The organism is Cohnella hashimotonis (assembly GCF_030014955.1).
Classification (GTDB): domain Bacteria; phylum Bacillota; class Bacilli; order Paenibacillales; family Paenibacillaceae; genus Cohnella; species Cohnella hashimotonis.
On sequence record NZ_JAGRPV010000001.1, the window covers coordinates 4771390 to 4794359 of the forward strand.

Below are 22970 nucleotides of genomic sequence, written 5' to 3' on the forward strand. Positions count from 1 at the left end.
CTTCTCCTGCTTATTCTACAGAAGGATGGAACTTATTGCTTTCCAGTTCACTTAGAGTCCCTTGTGAAATGCCGATTGCCTGAGTAAATGCTACTTGATTTAGTTCATGAAGTTTTCTGACATACTTGATCCTTGCTCCAATGGAGTCCATTTTCCCCCGCCTTATAAAAATGTTCCCGAATGATTATTATCATCGAGACCACTTGTAGTTGATATTTATTAGCTCAGAACAGCAACGGAACACCAACATTAATGTCCAGATACCAACATTAATGTCACCGAACACCACACCACCCTTTGCGGCCGCTCTCACTCCACTGTTACACTCTTCGCCAAATTCTGCGGCTAATCCACTCATACCTAGCGAGCGAGCTTATACGACTGCAGCTACAGATAGAGCACCACAAGAGCTGTATCGCTCTGGATACCACTCATCCCTGGCACGCTACCGCTATCGCTCAATCACTTTATTACGCTCAGATCCTCACAAGACGGTTGTGAAAGTTCGAATGTCTGGGCAGTGTCTTGCTTTCTGCAAAGATCTTCGCGGAAGTAGATGATGAGAACATCGTTCCCGATCAGGACAAGCGTACTTGCTTATGTCCCATGCGGTCTACGCTTCCAAGTGAAAGTATGGAATCTACTTCAGTTTGAGTGAGTCTTTAAGCGCTATGACGAACTGATGCCGTTACCGATAAAGAACAGGCGGTCCGCCTTGGCGCGCGATCGACTCGGCGTTTCCAATGACCAATACGGCTCGATCCAAAATGTACTCGACCGCTCCACCATTGAGGCATGATGTGCACGATCTTGGTTTTTTTGTGCGTGCCCCGCTTTTGGGCCATGTACGGCTCGACGAGACAGTAATCTCAGTTTCTGTTCACATAGGGATGACTCGGCTATCTCGCAGACGACTGAGCTCGCAAGCATTGTAAATTGCATAACACAAACGCCGTCACGCTCACAACCACGTCCAAGTGGACGTGGTAAATAGTCGTTGTTTGGTGGAGCCAAGGGGGATAACGATATCCTGATTCAATTTGCTGACGAAGCGCATTCACCGAAGTAGAGCGCTGCGGTAGATATCGATGCCATGCTCGTCCGCCTCCGGCTCCCTGCGCGTGGAACGCCCCCCTGGGGCTCGCCCCCTACGGGGCTCCACCAAATGCAAAAAACACGCCTCATCGGCGTGTCTGAAGTTTGCATTTGGTGGAGCCAAGGGGGATCGAACCCCTGACCTCATCGCTGCCAGCGATGCGCTCTCCCAGCTGAGCTATGGCCCCATATGATCTGTCGTTCGTTGGCGACAAGAATGATCTTACCACAGGATGAAAAGCTATGTCAACAATAATTTAGACCAAGATTTGTTGATAAATGCGAAGCTTACAAGCTCTGCCCGGTGGGGAGCAGAGCCTGTCCGCCATTTACATGAATTTTGCACAGGCAGGTCAAATCCCGTGCTTGTTGATCAGAACGTTCAACTCTTTAAGGAACATGTTGATGTCCTTGAACTGCCGGTACACGGACGCGAAGCGCACGTAGGCGACTTCGTCGACCGGGTACAGCTGCTCCATGACGCTCTCGCCGATCATGTTGCTGTCGATCTCCGCCTGGGCGGTGTTGCGCAGCTCGCGCTCGACGTTGGAGACGAGGATCTCGAGCTGTCCGACGGACACCGGGCGCTTCTCGCAAGCGCGCAGCAGGCCGCGCAGCAGCTTTTCGCGGCTGAACTCCTCGCGGCTGCCGTCTTTTTTGATGACGATGAGCGGCGTCTCTTCGACCATCTCGAACGTCGTGAAGCGGCGATTGCAGGATTCGCATTCGCGACGCCGGCGGATCGACTTGTTGTCGTTGGCCGGACGGGAGTCCAGCACCTTCGTACCGTTGTAGTCGCAATAAGGACATTTCATATATCGACGGCTCTCCTTCGACGAGAGAAACTTTTTTTAAATTTCCAAGCCTTCCCTTACATGATTCCGGGAATAAGGCACATAATACGTTTACCAACCGCGAGGAGGTGAACAACATGAGCCAAGGAAACAACAGCAACAGCAACAACCTGGTGGTACCTCAATCTCACGGTGCGCTTGACCAACTGAAGTATGAAGTTGCTCAAGAACTCGGCATCGCAATCCCGCAAGACGGTTACTACGGGAACATGGTTACTCGCGACACCGGTTCGATCGGTGGCAGCATCACTAAGCGTCTGGTGCAAATCGCCGAGCAACAACTCGCAGGCCGTTTCTAAGTTTCTGCTCTACACCTAGGTAATTCAATAATAAGGAGTCTTGAAGCTTCTCGCTTCAGGGCTTCTTTTCCATTTTAACGCGCTTAAGACCAATTGTCATACAGTTCGTCGTATTTCTTGCGGTAAAAAAGCACCTTTTGCACATATCGCCGGGTTTCTCCGTAAGGAATGTCAGATAGCGTCTCTTCGCGGCCGTCCCATTTGCCGTCACGCAGCCACTGCTTTACCTTGCCGGGTCCCGCATTGTAAGCCGCCAGGGACTTGACCGGATCGCCGTCAAATTGTCGAAGCAATTCCTTGAGATACCACGAGCCCAGACGTATTCCGGCATCTGCCCGCTCGCCTGCAAGCTTGGTCGTAATGCTGCCGAAGTCGTCTTGCTTGAGAATCCACTCCGCGGTATCCGGCATGATCTGCATGATGCCGATCGCCCCCTTCGGCGAGACTGCGTTCGGCTCGAAATTGGATTCTACCCGTATAACAGCCGCGATCAGGCGAGGATCCACGGCATAGCGATCCGCGTTGGACTGTATTTCTCTCTGGTACTGGATAGGGTACACCATCTTGCCGAGCCATTCTGAGCGGATAAACAGCAACGCCACGATAATGAGGAACAGCGCCAAAAACCAGCGTTTTCGTTTCGGCCTCGTCCTTTTTTTGCTCATAACGGAACCGTTCCGGACTTGAGCGACCGCCAAAAGCGATCCAGCTGCGCTTCCGTATCGGCGATTGTTCTGCTATTGTCTATGACGTAATCGGCCAGCTGCCGCTTCTTTTCAATGTCCATTTGCGCGCCGATTCGCTTGTCGGCTTCTTCAGGCGTCATCCCGTCGCGTTCGATCAGACGTATTCGCTGGATTTCGCGAGGCACGTACGCCACCATGATACCTTCGTATAAATGCTGCAGCCCCGACTCGTACAGCAGCGGAATATCCGCCACGACCAATCTGTCCGGCCGCTCCGCCTCAAGTGCAGCGATCCGCTCCCGCATCAGCTCGCGAATGGCCGGATGCGTAATCGCCTCCAGCGCTTTGCGCTCCTCCGCATCCGCAAACACGATCGAACCCAGCAGCCGCCGATCCAGCGTTCCGTCCTCCCGTATGACCTTTGCGCCGAAACGCTCTGCGATCCTGACGAGAGAAGCTTGTCCGGGCTCGACAATTTCCCGGGCAATTCGATCGGCGTCGACAAGCGCGGCCCCCCGGGCAACCAACATACGCGCGACTGTACTCTTGCCGGTAGCAATGCCGCCGGTCAATCCGATGTTCATTCTGCCAACCTCCTTGCAGCGGCAAAGTATGCCGTCTTTCGCTCCAAATAAAAGGGTTGCCGCTCATTGAATGATTATACCGCTCGCTCAGCGCCGGCGCTCCCCTGCCATGCCATTATCCCCTCGGCTCAGATACGGCTTCAAGCTGTGCAAGCCTGGCTATTCAAGCCAAGCTGTTCAAGCCAAGCTGTTCAAGCCAGACTGTTCAAGCCAAGCTGCTTAAACCACCCTGTTCACGCCGGCTGCCGATCGAACCTGCTGAGTCAATGGGATAATGGCATGAGCCGAAAAAAGAACCCTGCAACGCAGGATCTCAGGAGGCCTGCATCAGCTTGAATATCCCCATTACGATTAAAATAATGCCCGGCAGCACGGTCAAACGCTGAACCCAGCGCAGACCCGACGCCAAAAATCCCACGCGCATGCCCGCCCAGAGAAACATGCCGCTCGCCGCCGCAATCAAGATAGCCGTCGGGACGGCGGGGAAGCCGACGAGCGCAGCTCCAATGCCAGCCCCGAAAGCGTCCAGCGATAATGCTATGCCGAGCAGCAGCGCCTCGCCGGAGGTGATGATGCCCGACCGGTCGACGTCCGCGACCGACGGCGTACGCAATATTTGTATGATGAGGCCGAATACGCGAAGCTCCAACGTCAGCATCGGCATGACGCCTTCGGCGTCAACTGCATGCGGCGCATCCCCCTCGGATCCCGGAGCGAGAGATTTCCCAACCGGGATGCCCGCCGCTGTCGCCTCGCTCTGTTCCCTGTCAGCCGACTCGCTGTTCGCCTCGACGCTTGTTTCTTTATCCGCCTTGCGATTTCTCGCGAACTGGATTAAAGCCCAAGTCCCGATTCCTATAAGAATCACGGCGCCTACAGCTTTGGAGCCGTACGGAGACAGCCACCCCGCAATCAGAGATCCGACGAGCATGGAGACGAGAATTACAACGCCCGAGCAAGCCGCGATAATCGCGACGGACGGAAGCGGAATACGAATCTTGCGAAGACCGTACGTGATGCCGACACCGAAACCGTCCAGACTGACTGCGAACGCGAGAAATAATAAAGATGCCGAATGAGCGAGCATGATCGTACCTCCTGCATAGGCGAAGACATGCGCCGAATCCGGGTAGGGATCGACGGTTCTGTTCATCCTATGCAGAAGGGAAGGCGAATGCCCGCTTCGATCTCGAACAATCGGTTACGTATGGCCGGCGGCCGATCCGTCCAGCCTGCGCTTTACGGTGTTGCCGCCCTCGCGGTAACGCTTCGACGCGGCCGCGCTGACGCCGCTCGCCGGTCCGGCTGCGCCCTTGGGCGGCTTCTGGCACTTGGCGCACACATGCGTGCCGCGCCCGCCGACGACCGACTTGGCGATCGCGTTGCCGCAGACCGGGCAGGCCTCGCCGGTGCGTCCGTAGACGCGAAGCCGGTGCTGGAACATGCCCATCTCGCCCTGCCCGTTGACGTAAGACTTGACCGAGGAGCCTCCGGCCTCGACCGCCGCCGACAGCGTCGTTACGATCGCTTCATGCAGCCTGCTCCAGTCCTTGGGCTTCAGTTCGCCGGCCATGCGCTCCGGATGAATGCCTGCCAGATGGAGCGCTTCATCTACATAAATATTGCCGAGTCCGACGATCCATTCCTGATTCAGGAGCAGCGGCTTGATCTTCGTGTTTCTGCGGCCCAGCGAGGTCCGCAGCGCATCTGCGGTGAAGCCCGCTTCGAGCGGCTCGAGCCCGAGCTTCGCAAGCGGCGGCGACACGAGCTCTTCTCCCGCAGGAAATAGGTGCATCGTGCCGAACTGCCGCACGTCCGTGTACCGCAGCGCCGTACCGTCCGTAAAATGGAAAATGACGTGCGTGTGCTTGTCCAGCGGCGCTTCGTCCGCGAACATGCCGTACCGGCCTTCCATTCGCAAATGGGACACGAGCACGAGTCCGTCCAGAATCAGCCGCAGGAACTTGCCCCGCCGCTCGACGGCCGTAAACGTGCGTCCCTCCAGCATCGTCCCGAAAACGTCGGGATCGTCCGGCTTTTGCAGAATGCGCGGCAGGCGCACCGTTACCGCTCGAATCCGCTTGCCTACGATCAGCTCGCTCAGCGTGCGTCTGACCGTCTCTACCTCCGGGAGCTCCGGCATATGGGTCCATCCTTTCTCTAAGTTTACTGATCGATTCGTTAAAATGTTGGATTGCGCGCGCGTCTCTTACTTCGCCTCGTACCAGTTGACGCCTGCGCTAACCTCAGCCTTCAGCGGCACGTCGAGCGGCAGCGCGGAAGCCATTACTTCCGGCACGAGCTTCTTCATCCTATCCAGTTCCTCCGGCGGCACCTCGAATACGAGTTCGTCATGCACCTGCAGAAGCATTCGGCTCTTGAGTCCCTTGTCTCTGAGGGCTTCTGCCATGCGCACCATGGCAAGCTTGATAATATCAGCAGCCGTGCCCTGGATCGGCGTATTCATGGCCGTACGCTCCGCGAACGAACGCAGGTTAAAGTTCGAAGAGCGGATGTCCGGAAGATAACGGCGCCGCTCGAGCATCGTCTTGACGTAGCCGTCCTGCTTGGCCTGCGCCACGATGTCGTCCATGTACCGGCGTACGCCAGGGAAAGCTGCAAAGTACTGCTCGATAAAGGATGCCGCTTCCTTCCGCGTAATGCCGAGGTTCTGGGACAGGCCATAGTCGCTGATCCCGTAAACGATGCCGAAGTTGACGGCTTTGGCGCTGCGCCGCATGTTGCCGTCCACCTGCTCCGCGCTGACGCCGAACACGTCCATCGCCGTCTTCGTATGAACGTCCATTTCCAGGCGAAACGCTTCCTTCAGTCCCTCGTCGCCCGAGATGTGCGCCAGCACGCGCAGCTCGATCTGCGAGTAGTCGGCGGCGAGAATCTGCCAGCCCGGCTCGGACGGCACGAACGCCTTGCGGATCTGGCGCCCCTCCTCCATGCGGATCGGGATGTTCTGCAGGTTGGGGTACTGGCTGCTAAGCCGGCCCGTCGCCGCGATCGTCTGCCGGTAATAGGTGTGGATCTTGCCGTCCTCCGGACGAATTTCCTTAAGCAATCCTTCGATATAGGTCGACTGCAGCTTGGCAAGCTGACGGTAGTGCAGAATAAGGCGTACGATCTCGTGATACGGCTCCAGCTTCTCCAGCACCTCGGCGTCCGTCGAGTAGCCGGTCTTGGTCTTCTTGACTACGGGCAGGCCGAGCTTGTCGAAGAGCACCTCGCCGAGCTGCCTGGTCGAGCCGATGTTGAATTCGAAGCCCGCGATCCGGTAGATTTCGGTCACGATCTGGCCAATCCGAGCCTGGAAGTCCTTGCCCAGCTCCTCAAGCGCCTCGGCCTGCACGACAATCCCCTGCTTTTCCATGTCGGCAAGAATGATTGCGAGCGGCTGCTCGAGCTCGTAAAACAGCGGCTTCATCCCCGCCTCGTCAAGCTCGGACGCCTGACGCGACGCAAGACGCCGGACGGCATCCGCCTTGGACGCCAAATGGGCGGCCAGCGCCCCGGGCTCCGGCACCCGAAACTTCGCGCCCTTGCCGTAAGCCGCTTCGTCGGAAGCGATGCCCGGAAGCCCGGCCTTCGCGAGCAACCCGACAAGTGATGGATCCGCGTCCGTCGGGTCGAGCAGATACGCCGCGAGCGAGCAGTCGAACGCCTGGCCGCGCAGCTCGAGGCCGTGGCGTGCCAGCACGAGCTCCGCGCGGTGCAGGTCGTAGCCGGTCTTCGGCGCTCCTGGGTCGGCGAGCCAGTCTCTCAGCGGCGCGGCCTCCGGCGCCTTCAGCAGCGCCTCGAACGGCAGCGCGTATACCTTCGCGCCGGCGGCGACCGCGATGCCGATGCCTTCGCTCATATGCGGGTTGTCGCCGCTCGCATCCAGAATGAAGCTGTCGGCGTGCGGGAGCGCCTCCGCGAGCGCGGACCAGTCCGCGACATCGTTCACGCGCACCGTCTCGTAGGCGGCAGCGGCTTCGGCGGCGGACGCCGCGTCCGCTTCGCCCTCGCTGAGCGCGAGCCGCTCGATGAGCGATTTGAACTCAAGGTTGCGCAACGCCGCGAGCAGCGCCGGTTCCTCGGCGCCCTCCCAGGCGAGCTGGTCCCAGTTCCGCTCAAGAGGGATCTCGCGCATGATGGTCGCGAGCTCCTTGCTCATTTTCGCCGATTCCATATTGCTGCGCACGTTCTCTCCGAGCTTGCCCTTGATTTCTCCGGCATGCGCCAGCACCTGTTCGACGCTGCCGTACTCCGCGAGCAGCTTGAGCGCGGTCTTCTCTCCGACCCCGGGAATGCCCGGAATATTGTCCGAAGCGTCTCCCATGAGTCCCTTCAGGTCGATGATCTGAAGCGGCGCCAGACCGTATTTGTCTCCGATCGCCGCAGGCGTATAGCGCTCCGTCTCACTCACGCCCTTGCGCGTGAGGAGCACGCTCGTCCGTTCGGACGCCAGTTGCAGCATGTCCTTGTCTCCCGAAACGACGACCGCCTCGATGCCCGCTTGCTCGGCCTGCTGCGTCAGCGTTCCGATGATGTCGTCCGCCTCGTAGCCGGGAATCTCGTACCTTGCGATCGAGAACGCGTCCAGCAATTCCTTGAGCAGCGGAAATTGCTCGGACAGCTCCGGCGGCGTCTTCTGGCGGCCGCCTTTATATTCGACAAAGCCCTCGTGGCGGAACACCGTCTTGCCCGCGTCGAACGCCACGATCAGATGCGTCGGACGCTCCTCCTCAAGTACCTTGAGCAGCATCGTCGTGAAGCCGAATACCGCGTTCGTCTGCAAGCCGGCAGCATTCGTCAACGGGGGCATCGCATAAAACGCCCGAAATACGATACTGTTGCCGTCAATCAATAGCAGCTTGTCCCGCCCGCCTTCGCCTTGTCCGGTTTTCCATCGTTTAGCCATCGGTTTCGCACGCTCCATCCGTTCTTCTTCCATTAAGATCAATCATACCATAAACGCCGGAGGACGGGCGACGTCGGGAGCCAATCCCGCTTTGAGGAAAGTTTAAGCACTTCGCCCCGGCGGGCTGTGTTAATATTGCTAATATATTTGAAAGGTAAGGAGAGTTTGCGTTGACCCAAGCGAGACGCTACATCCCGGAGATCAACTTATTGCGCGCGATGGCGATACTGGCCGTCGTTATGATCCACGCCACGAGCAATGCTCTAGTTCAGCTGCAGACGTCCTCTTCCTTTTACGGATTGTATGTGTTCCTGCACGAGTTCGCCGTCTTCGCCGTGCCGGCGTTTATCTTCATCAGCGGTTTCGTGCTTACGTACAATTACGTCGGCAAGCCCTTGAACGGCGGCACGATCGCCGTCTTTTACCGCAAGCGCATCTGGAACGCCGTGCTCCCGTACGCGATCTTCAGCCTGCTTTATTTTCTGCTCAAAGCCAAATTCGCGCCGACCGCCGATTCGGCAACCAAATTCCTGGGGCAGCTGCTTACCGGACAGGCATACGGCCACTTGTACTTTATGTTCGTCATCATCCAGTACTACATCCTGTTCCCCATTTTGCTGCTCGCGCTGCGCAGCGGCTGGGTCCGCCGCCATATCTGGTGGATCGGCATCGTGCTTCAATTTGGCTACTACTACCTGAACCGCGAATACATCGTCCATCAGACCGGATGGCCCGACGTCCTGCATCGTACCGGAAGCCTGTTCATCTCCTACTTCGGCGTCTTTACGGTCGCCATGTGGATCGCTATCCACTACGAGCGGATTCTGTCCTGGTTCGCGGCGCGTCCCGCCGCTCGCCGGCTGTCCGCGCTGCTGGCATACGCGCTGTGGCTCGCGTCCGGCTTTTACTTCGTCTACTTGCGTTATCAAGGCCTCGTGCACAAGGACTGGGCAGACGGACAGGTTTTCACCTATACGCAATTCGTGTTCAACATCGCGTCCGCAATCGCACTTTTCCTGCTCTCCAACTTGATCTTGCGCCGACCGAAGGCGCTTTTGGCCAGGCTGCTGGGCAATATCGGCATTTGCTCCTTCGGGATCTACTTTGTTCACCCCGCCGTGCTTTACTATTACCGCGACATGCCGGTTCCGGGCAACGGCATGCTGTTCCACGTTTATTACGTCTGCGAATATCTCGCGGCGCTGCTTGTCGCTTGGGGAATCACCTGGGCGATTCAGCGCAATTTCCGGTGGGCCTGGATTCTGTTCGGCACCTCGTCGGTGCCTAAAAAGAAGCCGTCCGCATCTCAATAAAAAGACGACCAGCTCCCGATTTTCAGGGCATAAACGTCGCTCAAAAGGAAGGCCGTCCGTCCGGGCGGCCTTTTGTTCGCCGTTTCTTCACGAATTCAACGCAACTTTTGAGTGCGGCAATCGTCTAGAATAGAGTCCCATGCAACCGTAATCGTCGGATTTCAGAAGTAAAAGGAGACTTTAGCACTATGAATTGGAAGCTCGAAAGACAACGCTTGATCAAATGGATCACCGCCGCCGCGCTGCTCGTCACGCTGCTTGCGCCGACGGCCACGCATGTAGCCACAGCCGCCGGCCCCAGCGACAACGTTCTTACCTTGACCCTGAACAAAGCGCAAGTATCGGTCAACGGCACGACTTACGCTTCTCCGCAGCCTGCACTTATCGTCAAAGGCGTCACCTATGCGCCGATCTCCATGCTTGCCGCCCGATTCGGCTATAAAATTGCTTACAATGCCGCCTCCAAGTCCTATACGATTTCCACCGACGGCAATGCGGTCGAATTCAAGACCGGGAGCACTTCTTTTTGGCAGAACGGAGCGAAGGTCGCTTCCTCCGGCAAAACTTATATCTACAATGGCAGCCTGATGGTACCGCTTCGCGATTGGGTCAAGGCGACCGGCTCCAAGCTGTCGGCCGCGCCCGGCACCGTATCCCTGACCTGGAGCGTTGCGCCGACCGCGGACTTCAAGGTGGATCAGGACGTGATCTACGCGGGCCAGACGCAGGTCACTTACACAAGCCTTTCCAAAAACGCGAACAAGATCTGGTCCGAGAGCTGGGACGGCAACTTGAGCGTGTTCCCTGAGCCCGGTACATACGTGATCACCCGCAGTGTGCAGGACATGGCCGGCAATTGGCTCGATCCGTACGCCGTCTCGATTACCGTACTGCCTCCGAACCAGCCGCCTGTCGCTCAATTTACGACGGACAAGGACACGTATATGATCGGCGAACCGATCACTTATACGGACCAGTCGTACGATGAAGAGAACGCGATCGTATCAACCGAATGGTCGAACAACAAGCGCGGCTTTTTCGTATCCGGTCCACAGACGATCTCGCTCCGCGTCACCGACAAGCACGGCAGCATTTCGGACTTCTCCAAGACGATTACGATTTCGACGGACGTTATGTACACCGAAGCCGAATTCAACGAACGCTTCACGCTTGTCGGAGACAAATATCCGGTCGTCGGCGCGGACATTCTCAAGATTCCGACGGTGCCTTATACGTTCTATAACACGAACCGCGCGCTCATCGCTTCAGACAGCCCCGAGGATCTGACCGGTCCCGGCGTCCTGTACCGCGACACCCTGGCCGGGGACCTTCGTCTGTTCCTGTACCATCAGAACCTGGGTTCCGAGCCGCTCAAGATCTATCTTGCCGCAACCAACGAGAGCGCGACCGAATCCGCATCGATCGATCTCGGTGCCTGGGGCAGCGCGGGGCCGGAGACGTTCGGCGCTTATACGGGCAAGATGGCGGCGATCCGCTACCTGGATGCCCGCGACTCGCAGACGACCTCTACGACGTGGCTGGCGCCGGGCGCGACCAAGCTGATCGTGCCCGAGCTGAATCAGAAGGCATTGTCCAAAGGCCAAACTTTCTCCGCTTATGCGGACCTAAGTTCGTCAACCAACGTCAAGTACACGCTGTTCGCCGTGAAGAGCGGCGCCGATCCGCTGTCCACGCTGCCGACGCTCGGCGTCATGAAGCGTGACGGCAAGCACATCCGCGGCACGTTCCAGGGCGCGGACCGCGAGGTCGTCATCCAAGAGACGCTTGGCGACACGGCGAAGCGCATCGTGTTCGGCGACCACAGCATCGATCCGGCGCTCGACGGCATCGACCAGCTGAACGGCCAGCCCGAGAACAACTGGGGCAACTTCGGCGTCGTCTACCACATGACGGTGCAGGTCAAAGCGAACACGCTCATCTCGCTTAACGCGCGGGGCGGCATCTACACCGGCGCCTTCCTCGTCAACGGCGTGAAGGTCCCCGTCACCAACACGAGTATCCTGGAAAACCCGAACGTCGCAACGCCGGTCTACCGTACCGGACAGTACAACGAGACGGTCGAGATTTCCTACCTGACGGCGCTCGGCTCCAATCTGCCGATCACGCTCATGTTTATTCCGCTGAAATAATGGGAAAAGGGTCGTTCCTCCGCCTCGCGGATGGGAACGACCCTTTTTTTATGCCTATTATACGCCCACCGTCCTCTGGTTTGGGCGATCATCGCCCACGTTGTTGTTTTGACGTAATGCCTGCATATACATCTATTCCGCCAATGTCGGCCCTTTTAATCAGAAAAGATGCCAATTTTCAGTTATTTTCTTCCATCCTGCGCATTTCCGGCTTGTGCTTTGAATTTACCTGCTTATTTGCAGGTATTTTATCCAATGCCGCGGGTCGGCAGAAAATGCATGCACAAATGCAGGCTTTTGAGCCACGCATAACACTTGAGCCACGCATATCATTTTAACCCCGCATAACATCGAAAAAGCGCCGGCACGCCTTGAGCCGCTTGCTTCCACCGGTTCGCCCAACCAAAACCGATATAGCAAAAAGAGCTGCCCGACAGCCATCTAATGACTGCTGGGCAACCCTTTGTCGACTCAGGCTATACAGCCGCGCCTGACCGCTTAGCTTACTGATTCAAGTCAGGCCGCGTACCGACGACGAGGAAGACGACGTTCTCGCCGATGTTCGTCGCATGATCCGCGATCCGCTCGATGTAGCGTCCGACAAAGCAAAGGTTCATCGCTTGTCCGACGTTCTTCTGATTCTCGCCGGCCATTTCGAACAGCTCGCGCAAAATTTGTGAGTACAAAGCGTCGATCATGTCGTCGTCCTTGGCCATTTTGTAAGCCAGATCCACGTTCTCGTCGATGTAGGACCGGATCGACTCCCCGATCATTCCTTGCGCCAGCGATGCCATGCGCGGCAAGTCCACGAGCGGCTTAATCAGCGATTGGCCCTCCAGCCGGATTGCGACTTTGGCGATGTCGACGGACAGATCGCCCATCCGCTCCAGATCCGAGGAGATCTTGAGCGCCACGAGGATGCGGCGCAGATCCTTCGCCACAGGCTGCTGCGTAGCGATCAGCTTGGACCCCAGGTCGGCGATGCGCTCCTCGAGCCTGTTCAGCTCCGGATCGGCTTTGACGATGCGCTGCGCCAGCGTCCCGTTCAAGCCCTCCAGCGCCTGCATGGCGTCGCCAAGCGCCTTCTCCACTCTGTCGCCCATTTCTACAAGCATGTTCTGCAATTGCACGAGACCGATATCAAATTCCCTTCTCGCCGTCATTGGCCGTTTGCCCCTTCCACGTCGTTTAGCCGAATCTTCCGGAGATATAGTCCTCCGTCCTTTGATCGCGCGGCGCCCGAAACAACTGCTCCGTCTCCGCGGACTCCACTACCTCTCCGTTCAGGAAAAACACCGTCCGGTCCGAGATTCTGGCTGCTTGGTGCATGTTATGCGTGACCATGACGATCGTATAACTCTTTTTCAGCTCCCGCGTGAGCTCCTCGATCTTCGTCGTCGAGATCGGATCGAGCGCCGATGTCGATTCGTCCATGAGCAGGATGTCGGGCTCGATCGCCAGCGCCCGGGCGATGCACAGACGCTGCTGCTGACCGCCCGACAGTCCCCAGGCAGACTTTTTCAGCACGTCCTTGACTTCCGGCCATAGCGATGCCGAGCGCAAGCTCTTCTCCACGATCGCATCCAGCTCGTACTTCTTGGTGACGCCGTGCAGGCGCGGGCCGTAGGCAACGTTGTCGTAGATCGACTTGGGAAAAGGATTCGGCTGCTGGAACACCATGCCGACCCGCTTCCGGAGAAACTCGACCTCCGTCTGTCCATCGTAAATATTGCGGTCCTGGATGACCACTTCTCCTTCGATGCGCACGCCCGGAATCGTGTCGTTCATCCGATTGAGCGTCCGCAGCAGCGTCGACTTGCCGCAGCCCGAAGGCCCGATGAACGCAGTGATGCTTTTCTCCGGAATGGTCAGGTCTACGCTTTTAAGCGCATGGAACTTTCCGTAGTACAATTGCAGCTGCTTGGTCTCGATGATCACTTGCGCGCCTCCTCCTCATTGGGCCGGGCCCCGCGGTCCGGCACCGCCTCTTGTCGATCGCCCGCGGTCGCTTGCGTCGCTTGGCCTGCGATCAGCCGAAGCGCCCGGAGATGTAGTCGTCCGTCGACTTACGCGTCGGATTGGTAAAGATCTTGTTCGTCTCGTCGTACTCGACCAGATCGCCGAGGAAGAAGAATGCCGTCTTGTCGGACACCCGCGCAGCCTGATGCATGTTGTGCGTGACGATGACGATCGTGTAGTCCTGCTTCAGCTCGGCGATCAGCTCCTCGACCTTGGCGGTCGACACGGGATCGAGGGCCGAAGCCGGTTCGTCCATGAGAAGGATGTCCGGCTTGACCGCAATCGAGCGCGCGATGCACAGACGCTGCTGCTGGCCGCCCGACAAGGCGAGGCCCGATTGATGCAGCCGGTCCTTGACCTCGTCCCACAGCGCCGTTTTGCGCAGGCATTCCTCGACGAGCTGATCGAGCGCCGCCTTGTTCTTCACGCCGTGATAGCGAGGGCCGAAGGCGACATTTTCATAGATCGATTTGTGAAACGGATTCGGGCGCTGCCACACCATCCCGATCTTCTGGCGCAGACGCACGACATCCGTATGCGGATCGCAAATGTTTTGGCCGCCGATCCAGATCTCGCCCTTGATCGAAGCGCCGGGGATCAGGTCGTTCATCCGGTTGAGTGAACGCAGGAACGTCGACTTGCCGCAGCCCGACGGGCCGATCAGCGCGACGACCTGGCGGTCGGGGAATGCCATGCTGACTTGCTTGATCGCCTGCTTTTCGCCATAGAAGACCGACAGGTCTTTCGTATAAAAAGCGGGCGGCGGCGCGGCTTGCGTCCGGGCGGTCCCGCTCGCTTCGGGCTCGGACGGCGCTGTCTTCGGTTTCTCGACAGGCGCGGCCGGCGCGGGAATCGCCGAAGACTCGGCTTGCGCAGGCGGCGCGGAAGGGGCAGGCGGCAAAGCCGTTCCCGCACTTGCGCGATGCGGGATCGGCGCGCCGGCGGCCGGACTGGATGCGCGTTCGGCTTCTGTCTTATCGGTCGCGATCGTACTCACGATGAATTCCTCCTTTAAGGTTCCGGGCGGTCGGACGAAACGAAGCTTAGCGTCCCGCCGTCAGCTTGCGGTACAGCGCGCGTCCAAACCAGCGGGCGCCCAGATTGAAGAGCAGCACGGTGATGACGAGGACGGCAGATGCGCCTGCAGCGATCTGCGCGGCGTCCGGCGCGAGGCCTTCGCTGTTCACCTTCCAGATGTGCACGGCGAGCGTCTCTGCCGGACGGAACGGGTTGAGCGGCGACGTGTGGTGCAGCGGATTCCAGTCCGTGAAGTCGAGGCGCGGCGAGCTCATGCCTGCCGTGAACAGCAGCGCGGCGGCTTCGCCGAATACGCGGCCTGCGGCGAGAATCGTGCCCGTAACGATAGCGGGCAGGGAGATCGGCAGCATGACCGTCGTAATCGTGCGCCAGCGGGACAGTCCGAGCGCGAGGCCTGCTTCCTTCTGCTCGCGCGGCACGGCGCGCAGCGCCTGCTCGGTAATGCGCACCATGAGCGGCAGGTTGAACACCGTCAGCGCGAGCGCGCCGGACATCAGCGACAGCCCGAGGCCGAAGCGGTTGACGATAACCAGAAGTCCGAACAAACCGACGACGATTGACGGGAAGGAAGACAGTACCTCGACGATCAGGCGGATGAACGCGGTCAGCCGGTTTTGTTTGGCGTATTCGCTCATGTAGATGCCGGCGCCGAGGCCGAGCGGCACGGTAATGATCATCGTGAGCACAAGCAGGAACAGCGAGTTGAACAGCTGCGGACCGATGCCGCCGCCCGCGCGGATCGATTCGGGCGCGGAGGTGAGGAAGTGCCAGCTGATATGGCCGACGCCGCGAATGAGGAGATAGCCGAGCAGCGCGGCGAGCAGCGCAATGATCAAAAAGCCGATGCCGACGATGACGCCGGTCATGATGCGGTCTACGGACTTGGCCTTCATGCGTGCTTCACTCTCCTCTCCAGCAGTCGGACGACGAATACGAACAAGAAGGTCATGATCAGCAAAATGAGGGCGAGGCTCCACAATGCGTTGTTGTGCAGCGAGCCGCTCGTCGTGTTGCCCATCGACAGCGTGATGATGCTGGTCAGCGTCGCGGCGGATTGCGTCAGCGAATGCGGAATGTGCGGCGCATTGCCGATAACCATCTGCACGGCGAGCGCTTCGCCGAATGCGCGAGCGATGCCCAGTACGATGCCGGTCATGAGCGACGGCAGCGTCGTCGGAATGACAAGCCGCGAGATCGTCTGCCAGCGGGTGGCGCCAAGCGCATAAGAGCCTTCCTTAAGTCCGGCAGGCAAGCTGCGCAGCGCGTCCGTCGCGACGGTCGTAATCGTAGGCAGAATCATGACGGATAATACGATTCCGCCGGCCAGAATGCCGACACCTTGGCCGGGAAAGACATCCCGCAGAAACGGCACGATGACGCTCAAGCCGACGAAGCCGTAAACGACCGACGGAACGCCGGCAAGCAGCTCGATCGCGGGCTGCAAAATATTTTTGCCGACTTTGGGCATCATTTCGGTCATGAAGATCGCGGCGCAAATGCCGAGCGGCGCGGCAATAATGGCGGCGAGCAGCGAAGTTGCGAATGAGCCGAACAGAAACGGCAGCGCGCCGAAGCGCGGCGTGTCCGCTTCCGGCGACCATTTCAGGCCGCCGATCATCTCGCCGACGCTTACGCCCTGGCTCGCGAACGGCGTCAAGCCTCTCGAAGCGATGAAGTAGACGATCGAAAAAATGATGACGATCAGCAGCAGCACGCAAAACATTACGTAACCTCTGCCGCGGAGCTCCTCAAGCTTGTGCTTCGGAAATTTGCCGCGTCCGTCGTTCGCGATGGCGTCCGCCGCTTGGCGGGTTTGGGTCATGTTCATGCGAGCCTCTCCTTAACGTGGCAAGAGAGGCGCCCGTTTTCAGGTCCGCCTCTGCCGGCTATTCTTGTGCAATCTTTAATTATTTGTTGGTTACGTTGCCTTCCACGTCGCGCGTAACCTTCATGTCGCTAACCGGGATGTAACCCAGGTCCTTCACGTCGGTGCCTTGGATTTCGTCGCTCAGCATGTAGTCGAGGAATGCCTTCAGTGCACCGTCAGGCTCGCCCTTCGTGTACATGTGCTCGTATGCCCATACCGGATACGTGCCGGACGCTACGTTTTCGGCCGTTGCTTCTACGCCTTCGTACTTGAGCGCTTGAATCGTATCGTCGAGGTAGGACAGTGCCAGGTAGCCGATTGCGCCAGGCGTTTCGGAGACGAGCTTGCGAACCGTGCCGGATGCGTCTTCCGTGATCGAATCAGGCAGGTCTTCCGACTTCGCGCCGAGCGCGAAGTTTTCGAACGTAGCGCGGGTACCCGAGCTTGCAGGACGGTTGACGAGGACGATCTTTTGATCCTTGCCGCCGACGTCCTTCCAGTTCGTTACTTTGCCGGTGAAGATGTCGACCAGCTGCGCCTTCGTCAGGTTGTCCACGCCTACGTCCTTGTTGGAGACAGCGGCGATCGATACGACTGCGACTTGGTGATCGACGAGTTCCTTGGCCTTGTCTGCGTCGGCGTCCTTCAGCTTCTCTTCGGCGAATACGTCGGAGTTGCCGATTTGCACGGTGCCTTCCGCGACTTGGGACAGGCCGGCGCCGCTGCCGCCGCCGTTGACGGTGATCGTGACATCCTTGTTCAGGTCCATGAATTTCTTCGAAGCTTGATCGACCAGCGGCTGGAGCGCGGTCGAGCCCGCTGCGCTGAACGCGCCGCTGATGGCTGCGCTGGCAGGTGCGCTGGAGGAAGCGCCGTTGTTGCTTGCGTTATTGGAATTGTCGTTTTTGCCGCAGGCGGCAAGCGAGATGCCAAGCGCGAGCGTCGTCAGTACGAGCAGAGATTTTTTCAAGGAATAGAGCCCCTTTCAAATTGTGTTTATATGGTTTGTTCTCAAGCACATCTCTGATTCTAGCGACCATTCGTCAATCTTGTATTCGTGCATTGTTAACGCAATGTTAAAAATGTCGAACGTTAATATTTTTCTTCGGGAGATTCGTTCATTTGAACCGCGAGCTTGGCGACTTGCGCCGCGATCTGCTCCGACATGACCGACGCTTCGCGCGAAGCAACCGCGAGATGTTCCGTGCCCTTCGCATTTTCGGAGCTGCGCGTCCACAGCCGGTTAAACGTATTCTCCGCCTTTTGTACCTGCAGCAGTCCGCGATCGGCGCCTTCCTTGCCTTCACGCACATGCGCGGCGGCGGCGGCGGCCGAAGCTGCCATCCCGTTCAGCTGTTCGCGAATCTGACTGGCCTGGGACTTGGTCTGGTCGGCAAGCTGGCGTACTTCCTGCGCGACGACGGAAAATCCGAGGCCGTGCGAACCGGCTCTTGCCGCTTCGATCTGCGCGTTGATCGCGAGCAGGTTGCACTGGTCGGCCAGCTGCGCGATGAGCTTGGCGATGCCGACCGTGTCCGACACGCTGGCAAGCAGCTCGTCCACCGATTTGGCCTGTCGTTCCGCCGTCTCCGTCCACAGGCGGAACAGCCCCAGCATCTCGGTCAGATCTTGCTGGCCATGCTCGGCCAGCTCTGCGACCTCAAGACTCCCGGTGCGTGATACCGACGCCTCGCCGGCGAGGCGATCGACCGCGCCCCGAATGTCGCGAAGCATCCGTTCGGCGCCGCGAACGGTGGACATCTGGCGTCCGGCAAGCTCGCGGCGGAGCAGCCTCGAGAGCTGCAGCATGTCGCTGACCGTAAGGACGCCCGTAAAGGCGCCGCCGCTCGTCATCATGACGGCATCGTAGATGCGCTCCTCGTCGCGCGACATCGCGCGGTCAATCAACTCCTGCGGCGACAGATCGGTCTCGGCGGTCATGGCCTGGCTGTCCATCAGCTTGGTTACGGGCTTGTCCGCGAACAGCGGCATGCCGTACAACGAACCGATCAATTTAAAGAAGCGATGCCGCATGACGATGCCCGCAGGTTCGCCCGTCTTTTTTACGACGGCGACGCACTCGAGCTCTTGGCGCCTGCGGAACAGCTCGGCCATCTCGCCGCAGGTCTGCTCCGGCGACACCTGCGGACAGGTGCGGATCCACTCCGCAAGCGCAACGGACGGATAGTGCTTGGCGAACTCGGCCGGTTCGAATTTTTGTACCGCTTCGGCTTTTTGCGGCGCTTCGGATTCCTGTACAGCCGCAGTCTCCCGGAGCTTTGTGCTTGGTGCCTCCGGTTTCGAGCGAGGCGCCTCTTCGGCAGCCCGGGATTTCGTCTTTTCTAATAGAAGCAAACTCATGCTCCCAGCCCCTTATCCGCTGATCTTGACCCGCTCAGTTTATCAGCAGCTTGTCAACCCGGCGTTAGAGGAAGGATCGAGAAATGTAAATTATCCCTTTTTTAACGAACTTCGCGATGACAGCGAATTCATTTTGAATGACACCGCATACATGGTTTTCCCTGCCTTGACAGCCTTTGGATGGACCTTTAACATGTACGTAAGCTTAGTTTCCGGCACGGCCGGAGAGCGGGGGAACCACCTTTTGGGGCGAATCGAGGCTGGATCGCAGAAGATCCGGTCAGTAGGGTACCATCTTACCCGAGTCCGTCAGCTAACCTCGTCAGCGTTTGAAGATGGGTCCATTTGATTTTCTAAATTTCATTTAGAATCCGCGGCCCTTCAGGTTTGAAGGGTCTTTTTATTTGCTGCCAGCGGCCCATCGCCGGCGTCCCCCCCTCTCGCCGTTGTTCGGATAGGCAGAACAACTTCATGGAGGGATTTATAACCTATGACTATCGCATCGCGCACCAAGGCTGTTATTTTCGATTTTGACGGTACGATCCTCGACACCGAGACCGCATGGTACGAAGCCTTTAAGTCCGCATACCGGGAGTACGAGGTGGATTTGTCCCTCGACATGTACGCGGGCTGCATCGGCACAAGCCTTCACAAATTCAATCCCTACGAATACCTGATCACCGATCTCAAGCTGCCGATCGACCCGGATCTGTTCCGCGAGTCGGTGCACGAGCTGCACGGCAAGCTGATGGAACGCGAAGAGATGCGCCCCGGCGTACTTCATTTTCTCGATAGCGCGAAGGAAGCAGGGCTTCAGATCGGACTCGCCTCCAGCTCCCGCAGGGAATGGGTCGAGACCCATCTGAAAAAGCTGGAAATCCTCGATTACTTCGACTGCATCCGCACCGCGGACGACGTCAGCGAGGTGAAGCCGAATCCCGAACTTTATAGGCAAGCGCTGCGTGCGCTTGGCGTGTCCGCTCTCGAGGCGATCGCGATCGAGGATTCCCCTAACGGCGCCCAAGCCGCCGAGGCCGCGGGCATCCGCTGCATCGTGACGCCTAATCCGCTGACCGAGCGTCTTGAATTCGGGGACTGCCTGCGCCGGGTCGAATCGCTGCTGGAGCTGGATTTCCATCGAATCGTCAACGAGGCGGCCGCTGTCTGATTCGTTTTATTTTCGCAATATTCTTACTATTTATTAAAAATGGATAAAGGGGCGAAGTCATTTGAGTGTTCGTTATGAAATTGTCGCAGCCCGGCATGCCGAACGGGCAGCCGCGAAGGCTTACCCAAGGCCGCGCAATCAAAAGCCGATGGCCTTGCACTTCGGTGCCGGCAACATCGGACGGGGATTCATCGGCCTGCAGCTGTCGAAGTCGGGCTACGAGGTTTGCTTCGTCGCCCGCAACGAGACCCAGATCGCCCGGTTTAAGCAACGGCAGCAGTATACCGTGACATACGCGGACGAATCCGGGGAGACAGAGATCGTTCGCAACGTCACCGCCGTCCACATCGCGAACGGCGACGAGGTCAAGCGCCGTATTCTGAACGCGGACCTTCTGACGACGGCCGTTGGCGCGGCTTCGCTGCCGGCGATCGCCAAGACGATCGCGGCCGGGCTGGAGCGCAGACTGGCGACCCACAGCCACCCGCTGTATATTATTGCATGCGAAAATGCCGTCAGAGGCAGCTCTCAGCTGAAAAAGTACATTTACGAAAATCTGTCCGCCGAAGGACGCGCCCGTGCCAACCGCAGCGTCACCTTCCCCGATTCCATGATCGACCGCATCGTTCCCGCGCAGCCGGGCGACGACCCGCTTGCCATCCGAGTCGAGCCCTTCTATGAGTGGATCATCGACCGCAAGCCGCTGCGGCCGGACTTCCGCAGCATTCGCGGCGCCGTTTTTGCCGACAGCCTCGAACCGTATATGGCGCGCAAGCTGTACACGGTCAACACGGGACACTGCGTCGCCGCTTATCTCGGACATCTGACAGGCTGCCGTACGCTTCAGGAGGTGCTGAAGAGCGCGCCGCTTCATAGACAAATCCTGCAGACGCTGGAGGAGACCGGCGCGCTGCTTGTCCGCAAGTACGGGCTGGACCCCGACGAGCAGCGCCTCTATATCGACAAAACGCTGGAGCGCTTCGCCAATCCCGCTATTGTAGACGACGTCGCGCGGGTCGCGCGTTCGCCGCTGCGCAAGCTGTCGCGCGGCGAGCGTATCGTCCGTCCGCTGCTGGAAGCGCACGAGCTCGGGATGGCCGTGCCACGTTTGACGGCCGCGGCGGCCGCCGCGCTGCTGTACCGAAATGCCGATGACCCGGAGTCCTTACAGCTGCAGGACGCGCTGCGCGCAAACGGATTGTCCGCCTTCATCGCGCAGCATATGGGCATTCCCGCCCGGCACGCGCTTCATGCCGAGCTTGTCGCCGCCGTCGACGAACTTCGCGCGCACAGCGCGCGCAGCTAGAACGTTAAAAGGAGCTGCCTGACTGTCCGCGCGATGCGGACAGTCAGGCAGCTCCTTGCGTATGTTTCCGCGGCTCTCGGTCCAACCTATCGGTTGTCCACCTTCTCGGGATACAGATCGTGATTCAGCAGCCGATGCTCGGCCATCGCCTCGTATTTGGTGCCGGGCTTACCCCAGTTGCAATAAGGATCGATGGAGATGCCGCCTCTTGGCGTAAATTTGCCCCATACTTCGATATACCGCGGCGCCATCAGTTCAATGAGATCGTTCATGATGATGTTCATGCAGTCTTCGTGAAAATCGCCGTGGTTGCGGAAGCTGAACAAATACAGCTTGAGCGACTTGCTCTCCACCATCTTCGCGTCCGGAATATAAGAGATATAGATCGTCGCAAAATCCGGCTGCCCCGTCATCGGGCACAGGCTGGTAAATTCGGGACAATTGAACTTGACGAAGTAGTCCCGGCCCGGATGCTTGTTGTCGAACGATTCCAAAACCTCAGGCGCGTACGTGCTCGGGTATGCTGTCCCCTGGTTGCCAAGGAGCGATACGCCCGCCAGCTCTTCTTTGCTTTTTCCCGCCATCCTCGCGGCCTCCTTAAACGCCTTTTTTGTTTCCCCAAATCCAGGTGTGCAGCTGGGGCAGAACGTACACGTCGCGCAGGCCGGGGTCGGCGACGGCCCGATCGACCAGCCATTGGTAGCGCTCCAGCAAATGCGGAAGCAGCAGCTTCCGGTCATGCTCGTCCAGCCGATCGTTGCCTGCCTGCAAATAAAACGGGATGCCCGCAAACCGCCGGCGAACGTCAGCCGCATACATCAGGTCGGCTTCGTCAAAGATCACGACCTTCAGGCTAAAATGGCGGCCGCCCTGCGAGAGTCTCGCGACGATCCGCTCGAGCGCAACCCAATCGGTCGTCATGCCGGAGCTCGGCGGCTTGGGCGATATCGTCAACTCGTCGATCTCCAGGAACCAGTCCTGCCATTTGCTGCCCTGCGTCTCCAGGGCGACGACCGCTCCCGCTGCGCGGAGTGCGCCGATCAGCGCACCAAGCTGCGGCAGCAGCGCGGGATTGCCTCCCGACAGCGTCACGTGATCCGGCACCGATCCGTCGAGCGCGGTCAATTCCTGCACGATATCGTCCGGGCTCAACAACCGAATGTCGTCTTTGCCGGTACCGTCCCATGTAAAAGCCGAATCGCACCAGCTGCACCGGTAATCGCAGCCCGCCGTTCGGACGAACCTCGTCTTCCTGCCGATGACCATGCCTTCGCCCTGGACCGTCGGACCGAATATTTCCATCACGGGGATGCGAGCC

Annotated in this window: 21 protein-coding genes, 1 tRNA gene and 1 riboswitch; of the genes, 5 read left to right on the forward strand and 17 right to left on the reverse strand. The window is 58.7% G+C overall.

Going from position 1 to position 22970, the window contains the following annotated elements; genetic code table 11:
- Positions 1 to 10: 10 nt before the first annotated feature.
- From KB449_RS36555 to nrdR, 3 genes are all read right to left on the reverse strand, one after another.
- Positions 11 to 151, reverse strand: a complete 141-nt coding sequence (locus KB449_RS36555) for a helix-turn-helix domain-containing protein (protein WP_350356232.1) — start codon at positions 149 to 151, stop codon at positions 11 to 13.
- 1056 nt (positions 152 to 1207) lie between these two features.
- Positions 1208 to 1283 (reverse strand) — tRNA-Ala (locus KB449_RS19245).
- Positions 1284 to 1448: 165 nt separating this feature from the next.
- Positions 1449 to 1910: a transcriptional regulator NrdR gene (gene nrdR / locus KB449_RS19250; protein ID WP_090113883.1), complete on the reverse strand. Its 462-nt coding sequence runs from the start codon at positions 1908 to 1910 to the stop codon at positions 1449 to 1451.
- Between the two features lie 116 nt (positions 1911 to 2026).
- Between nrdR and KB449_RS19255 the strand changes: the two genes are divergently transcribed.
- Positions 2027 to 2248, forward strand: a complete 222-nt coding sequence (locus KB449_RS19255) for an alpha/beta-type small acid-soluble spore protein (protein WP_090113886.1) — start codon at positions 2027 to 2029, stop codon at positions 2246 to 2248.
- A gap of 83 nt (positions 2249 to 2331) precedes the next feature.
- On the opposite strand, the gene KB449_RS19260 is transcribed toward KB449_RS19255, so the two are convergent.
- From KB449_RS19260 to polA, 5 genes are all read right to left on the reverse strand, one after another.
- Entirely contained in the window at positions 2332 to 2913 is a 582-nt protein-coding gene (locus tag KB449_RS19260) for a lytic transglycosylase domain-containing protein (protein ID WP_282909919.1), read from the reverse strand.
- Positions 2910 to 3518, reverse strand: a complete 609-nt coding sequence (gene coaE / locus KB449_RS19265; protein WP_282909920.1) for a dephospho-CoA kinase — start codon at positions 3516 to 3518, stop codon at positions 2910 to 2912. Before coaE ends, KB449_RS19260 begins: the two co-directional genes overlap by 4 nt.
- A gap of 313 nt (positions 3519 to 3831) precedes the next feature.
- Entirely contained in the window at positions 3832 to 4605 is a 774-nt protein-coding gene (locus KB449_RS19270) for an MntP/YtaF family protein (RefSeq protein WP_282909921.1), read from the reverse strand.
- A 114-nt stretch (positions 4606 to 4719) separates the two neighbouring features.
- A complete protein-coding gene (mutM, locus tag KB449_RS19275) occupies positions 4720 to 5661 on the reverse strand; it encodes a DNA-formamidopyrimidine glycosylase (RefSeq protein ID WP_282909922.1) in 942 nt (313 codons plus the stop codon).
- Between the two features lie 66 nt (positions 5662 to 5727).
- Entirely contained in the window at positions 5728 to 8430 is a 2703-nt protein-coding gene (gene polA / locus KB449_RS19280) for a DNA polymerase I (protein WP_282909923.1), read from the reverse strand.
- A gap of 170 nt (positions 8431 to 8600) precedes the next feature.
- Here polA and KB449_RS19285 point away from each other — a divergent pair, with 170 nt between their 5' ends.
- A complete protein-coding gene (locus KB449_RS19285) occupies positions 8601 to 9743 on the forward strand; it encodes an acyltransferase (protein WP_282909924.1) in 1143 nt (380 codons plus the stop codon).
- Between the two features lie 188 nt (positions 9744 to 9931).
- A complete protein-coding gene (locus KB449_RS19290; RefSeq protein ID WP_282909925.1) occupies positions 9932 to 11893 on the forward strand; it encodes a stalk domain-containing protein in 1962 nt (653 codons plus the stop codon).
- Between the two features lie 503 nt (positions 11894 to 12396).
- On the opposite strand, the gene phoU is transcribed toward KB449_RS19290, so the two are convergent.
- The 7 genes from phoU to KB449_RS19325 all read right to left on the reverse strand — a co-directional run bounded on the left by phoU (position 12397) and on the right by KB449_RS19325 (position 19178).
- Complete coding sequence (gene phoU, locus KB449_RS19295) at positions 12397 to 13056, reverse strand: phosphate signaling complex protein PhoU (protein ID WP_282909926.1); 660 nt, start codon at positions 13054 to 13056, stop codon at positions 12397 to 12399.
- Positions 13057 to 13081: 25 nt separating this feature from the next.
- Positions 13082 to 13828 carry a phosphate ABC transporter ATP-binding protein PstB gene (gene pstB, locus KB449_RS19300; protein ID WP_282912859.1) on the reverse strand — a complete coding sequence of 249 codons (747 nt, stop codon included), beginning with the start codon at positions 13826 to 13828 and terminating at the stop codon, positions 13082 to 13084.
- A 94-nt stretch (positions 13829 to 13922) separates the two neighbouring features.
- Entirely contained in the window at positions 13923 to 14765 is an 843-nt protein-coding gene (pstB, locus tag KB449_RS19305; RefSeq protein ID WP_434082560.1) for a phosphate ABC transporter ATP-binding protein PstB, read from the reverse strand.
- 190 nt (positions 14766 to 14955) lie between these two features.
- Positions 14956 to 15843 (reverse strand): phosphate ABC transporter permease PstA, encoded by an 888-nt coding sequence (gene pstA, locus KB449_RS19310; RefSeq protein WP_282909927.1) that lies wholly within the window; start codon positions 15841 to 15843, stop codon positions 14956 to 14958.
- Positions 15840 to 16772 (reverse strand): phosphate ABC transporter permease subunit PstC, encoded by a 933-nt coding sequence (gene pstC / locus KB449_RS19315; protein ID WP_282912861.1) that lies wholly within the window; start codon positions 16770 to 16772, stop codon positions 15840 to 15842. The genes pstA and pstC overlap by 4 nt, the downstream gene beginning before the upstream one ends.
- 85 nt (positions 16773 to 16857) lie before the next feature.
- Positions 16858 to 17787 (reverse strand): PstS family phosphate ABC transporter substrate-binding protein, encoded by a 930-nt coding sequence (locus KB449_RS19320; protein WP_282909928.1) that lies wholly within the window; start codon positions 17785 to 17787, stop codon positions 16858 to 16860.
- 122 nt (positions 17788 to 17909) lie between these two features.
- A complete protein-coding gene (locus tag KB449_RS19325; protein ID WP_282909929.1) occupies positions 17910 to 19178 on the reverse strand; it encodes a methyl-accepting chemotaxis protein in 1269 nt (422 codons plus the stop codon).
- 192 nt (positions 19179 to 19370) lie between these two features.
- Positions 19371 to 19522: riboswitch (cyclic di-AMP (ydaO/yuaA leader) on the forward strand.
- 146 nt (positions 19523 to 19668) lie between these two features.
- On the opposite strand from KB449_RS19325, the gene KB449_RS19330 reads away from it, so the two are divergent.
- Both KB449_RS19330 and KB449_RS19335 read left to right on the forward strand, forming a co-directional pair.
- Entirely contained in the window at positions 19669 to 20346 is a 678-nt protein-coding gene (locus tag KB449_RS19330; protein ID WP_282909930.1) for an HAD family hydrolase, read from the forward strand.
- A 61-nt stretch (positions 20347 to 20407) separates the two neighbouring features.
- Positions 20408 to 21652, forward strand: coding sequence for a mannitol-1-phosphate 5-dehydrogenase (locus tag KB449_RS19335; protein ID WP_282909931.1), 1245 nt, complete (start codon positions 20408 to 20410; stop codon positions 21650 to 21652).
- 86 nt (positions 21653 to 21738) lie between these two features.
- On the opposite strand, the gene queF is transcribed toward KB449_RS19335, so the two are convergent.
- Together queF and queE are read right to left on the reverse strand one after the other, a co-directional pair.
- Positions 21739 to 22236: a preQ(1) synthase gene (queF, locus tag KB449_RS19340; RefSeq protein ID WP_282909932.1), complete on the reverse strand. Its 498-nt coding sequence runs from the start codon at positions 22234 to 22236 to the stop codon at positions 21739 to 21741.
- A 13-nt stretch (positions 22237 to 22249) separates the two neighbouring features.
- Entirely contained in the window at positions 22250 to 22954 is a 705-nt protein-coding gene (queE, locus tag KB449_RS19345; RefSeq protein WP_282912862.1) for a 7-carboxy-7-deazaguanine synthase QueE, read from the reverse strand.
- Positions 22955 to 22970: the final 16 nt, after the last annotated feature.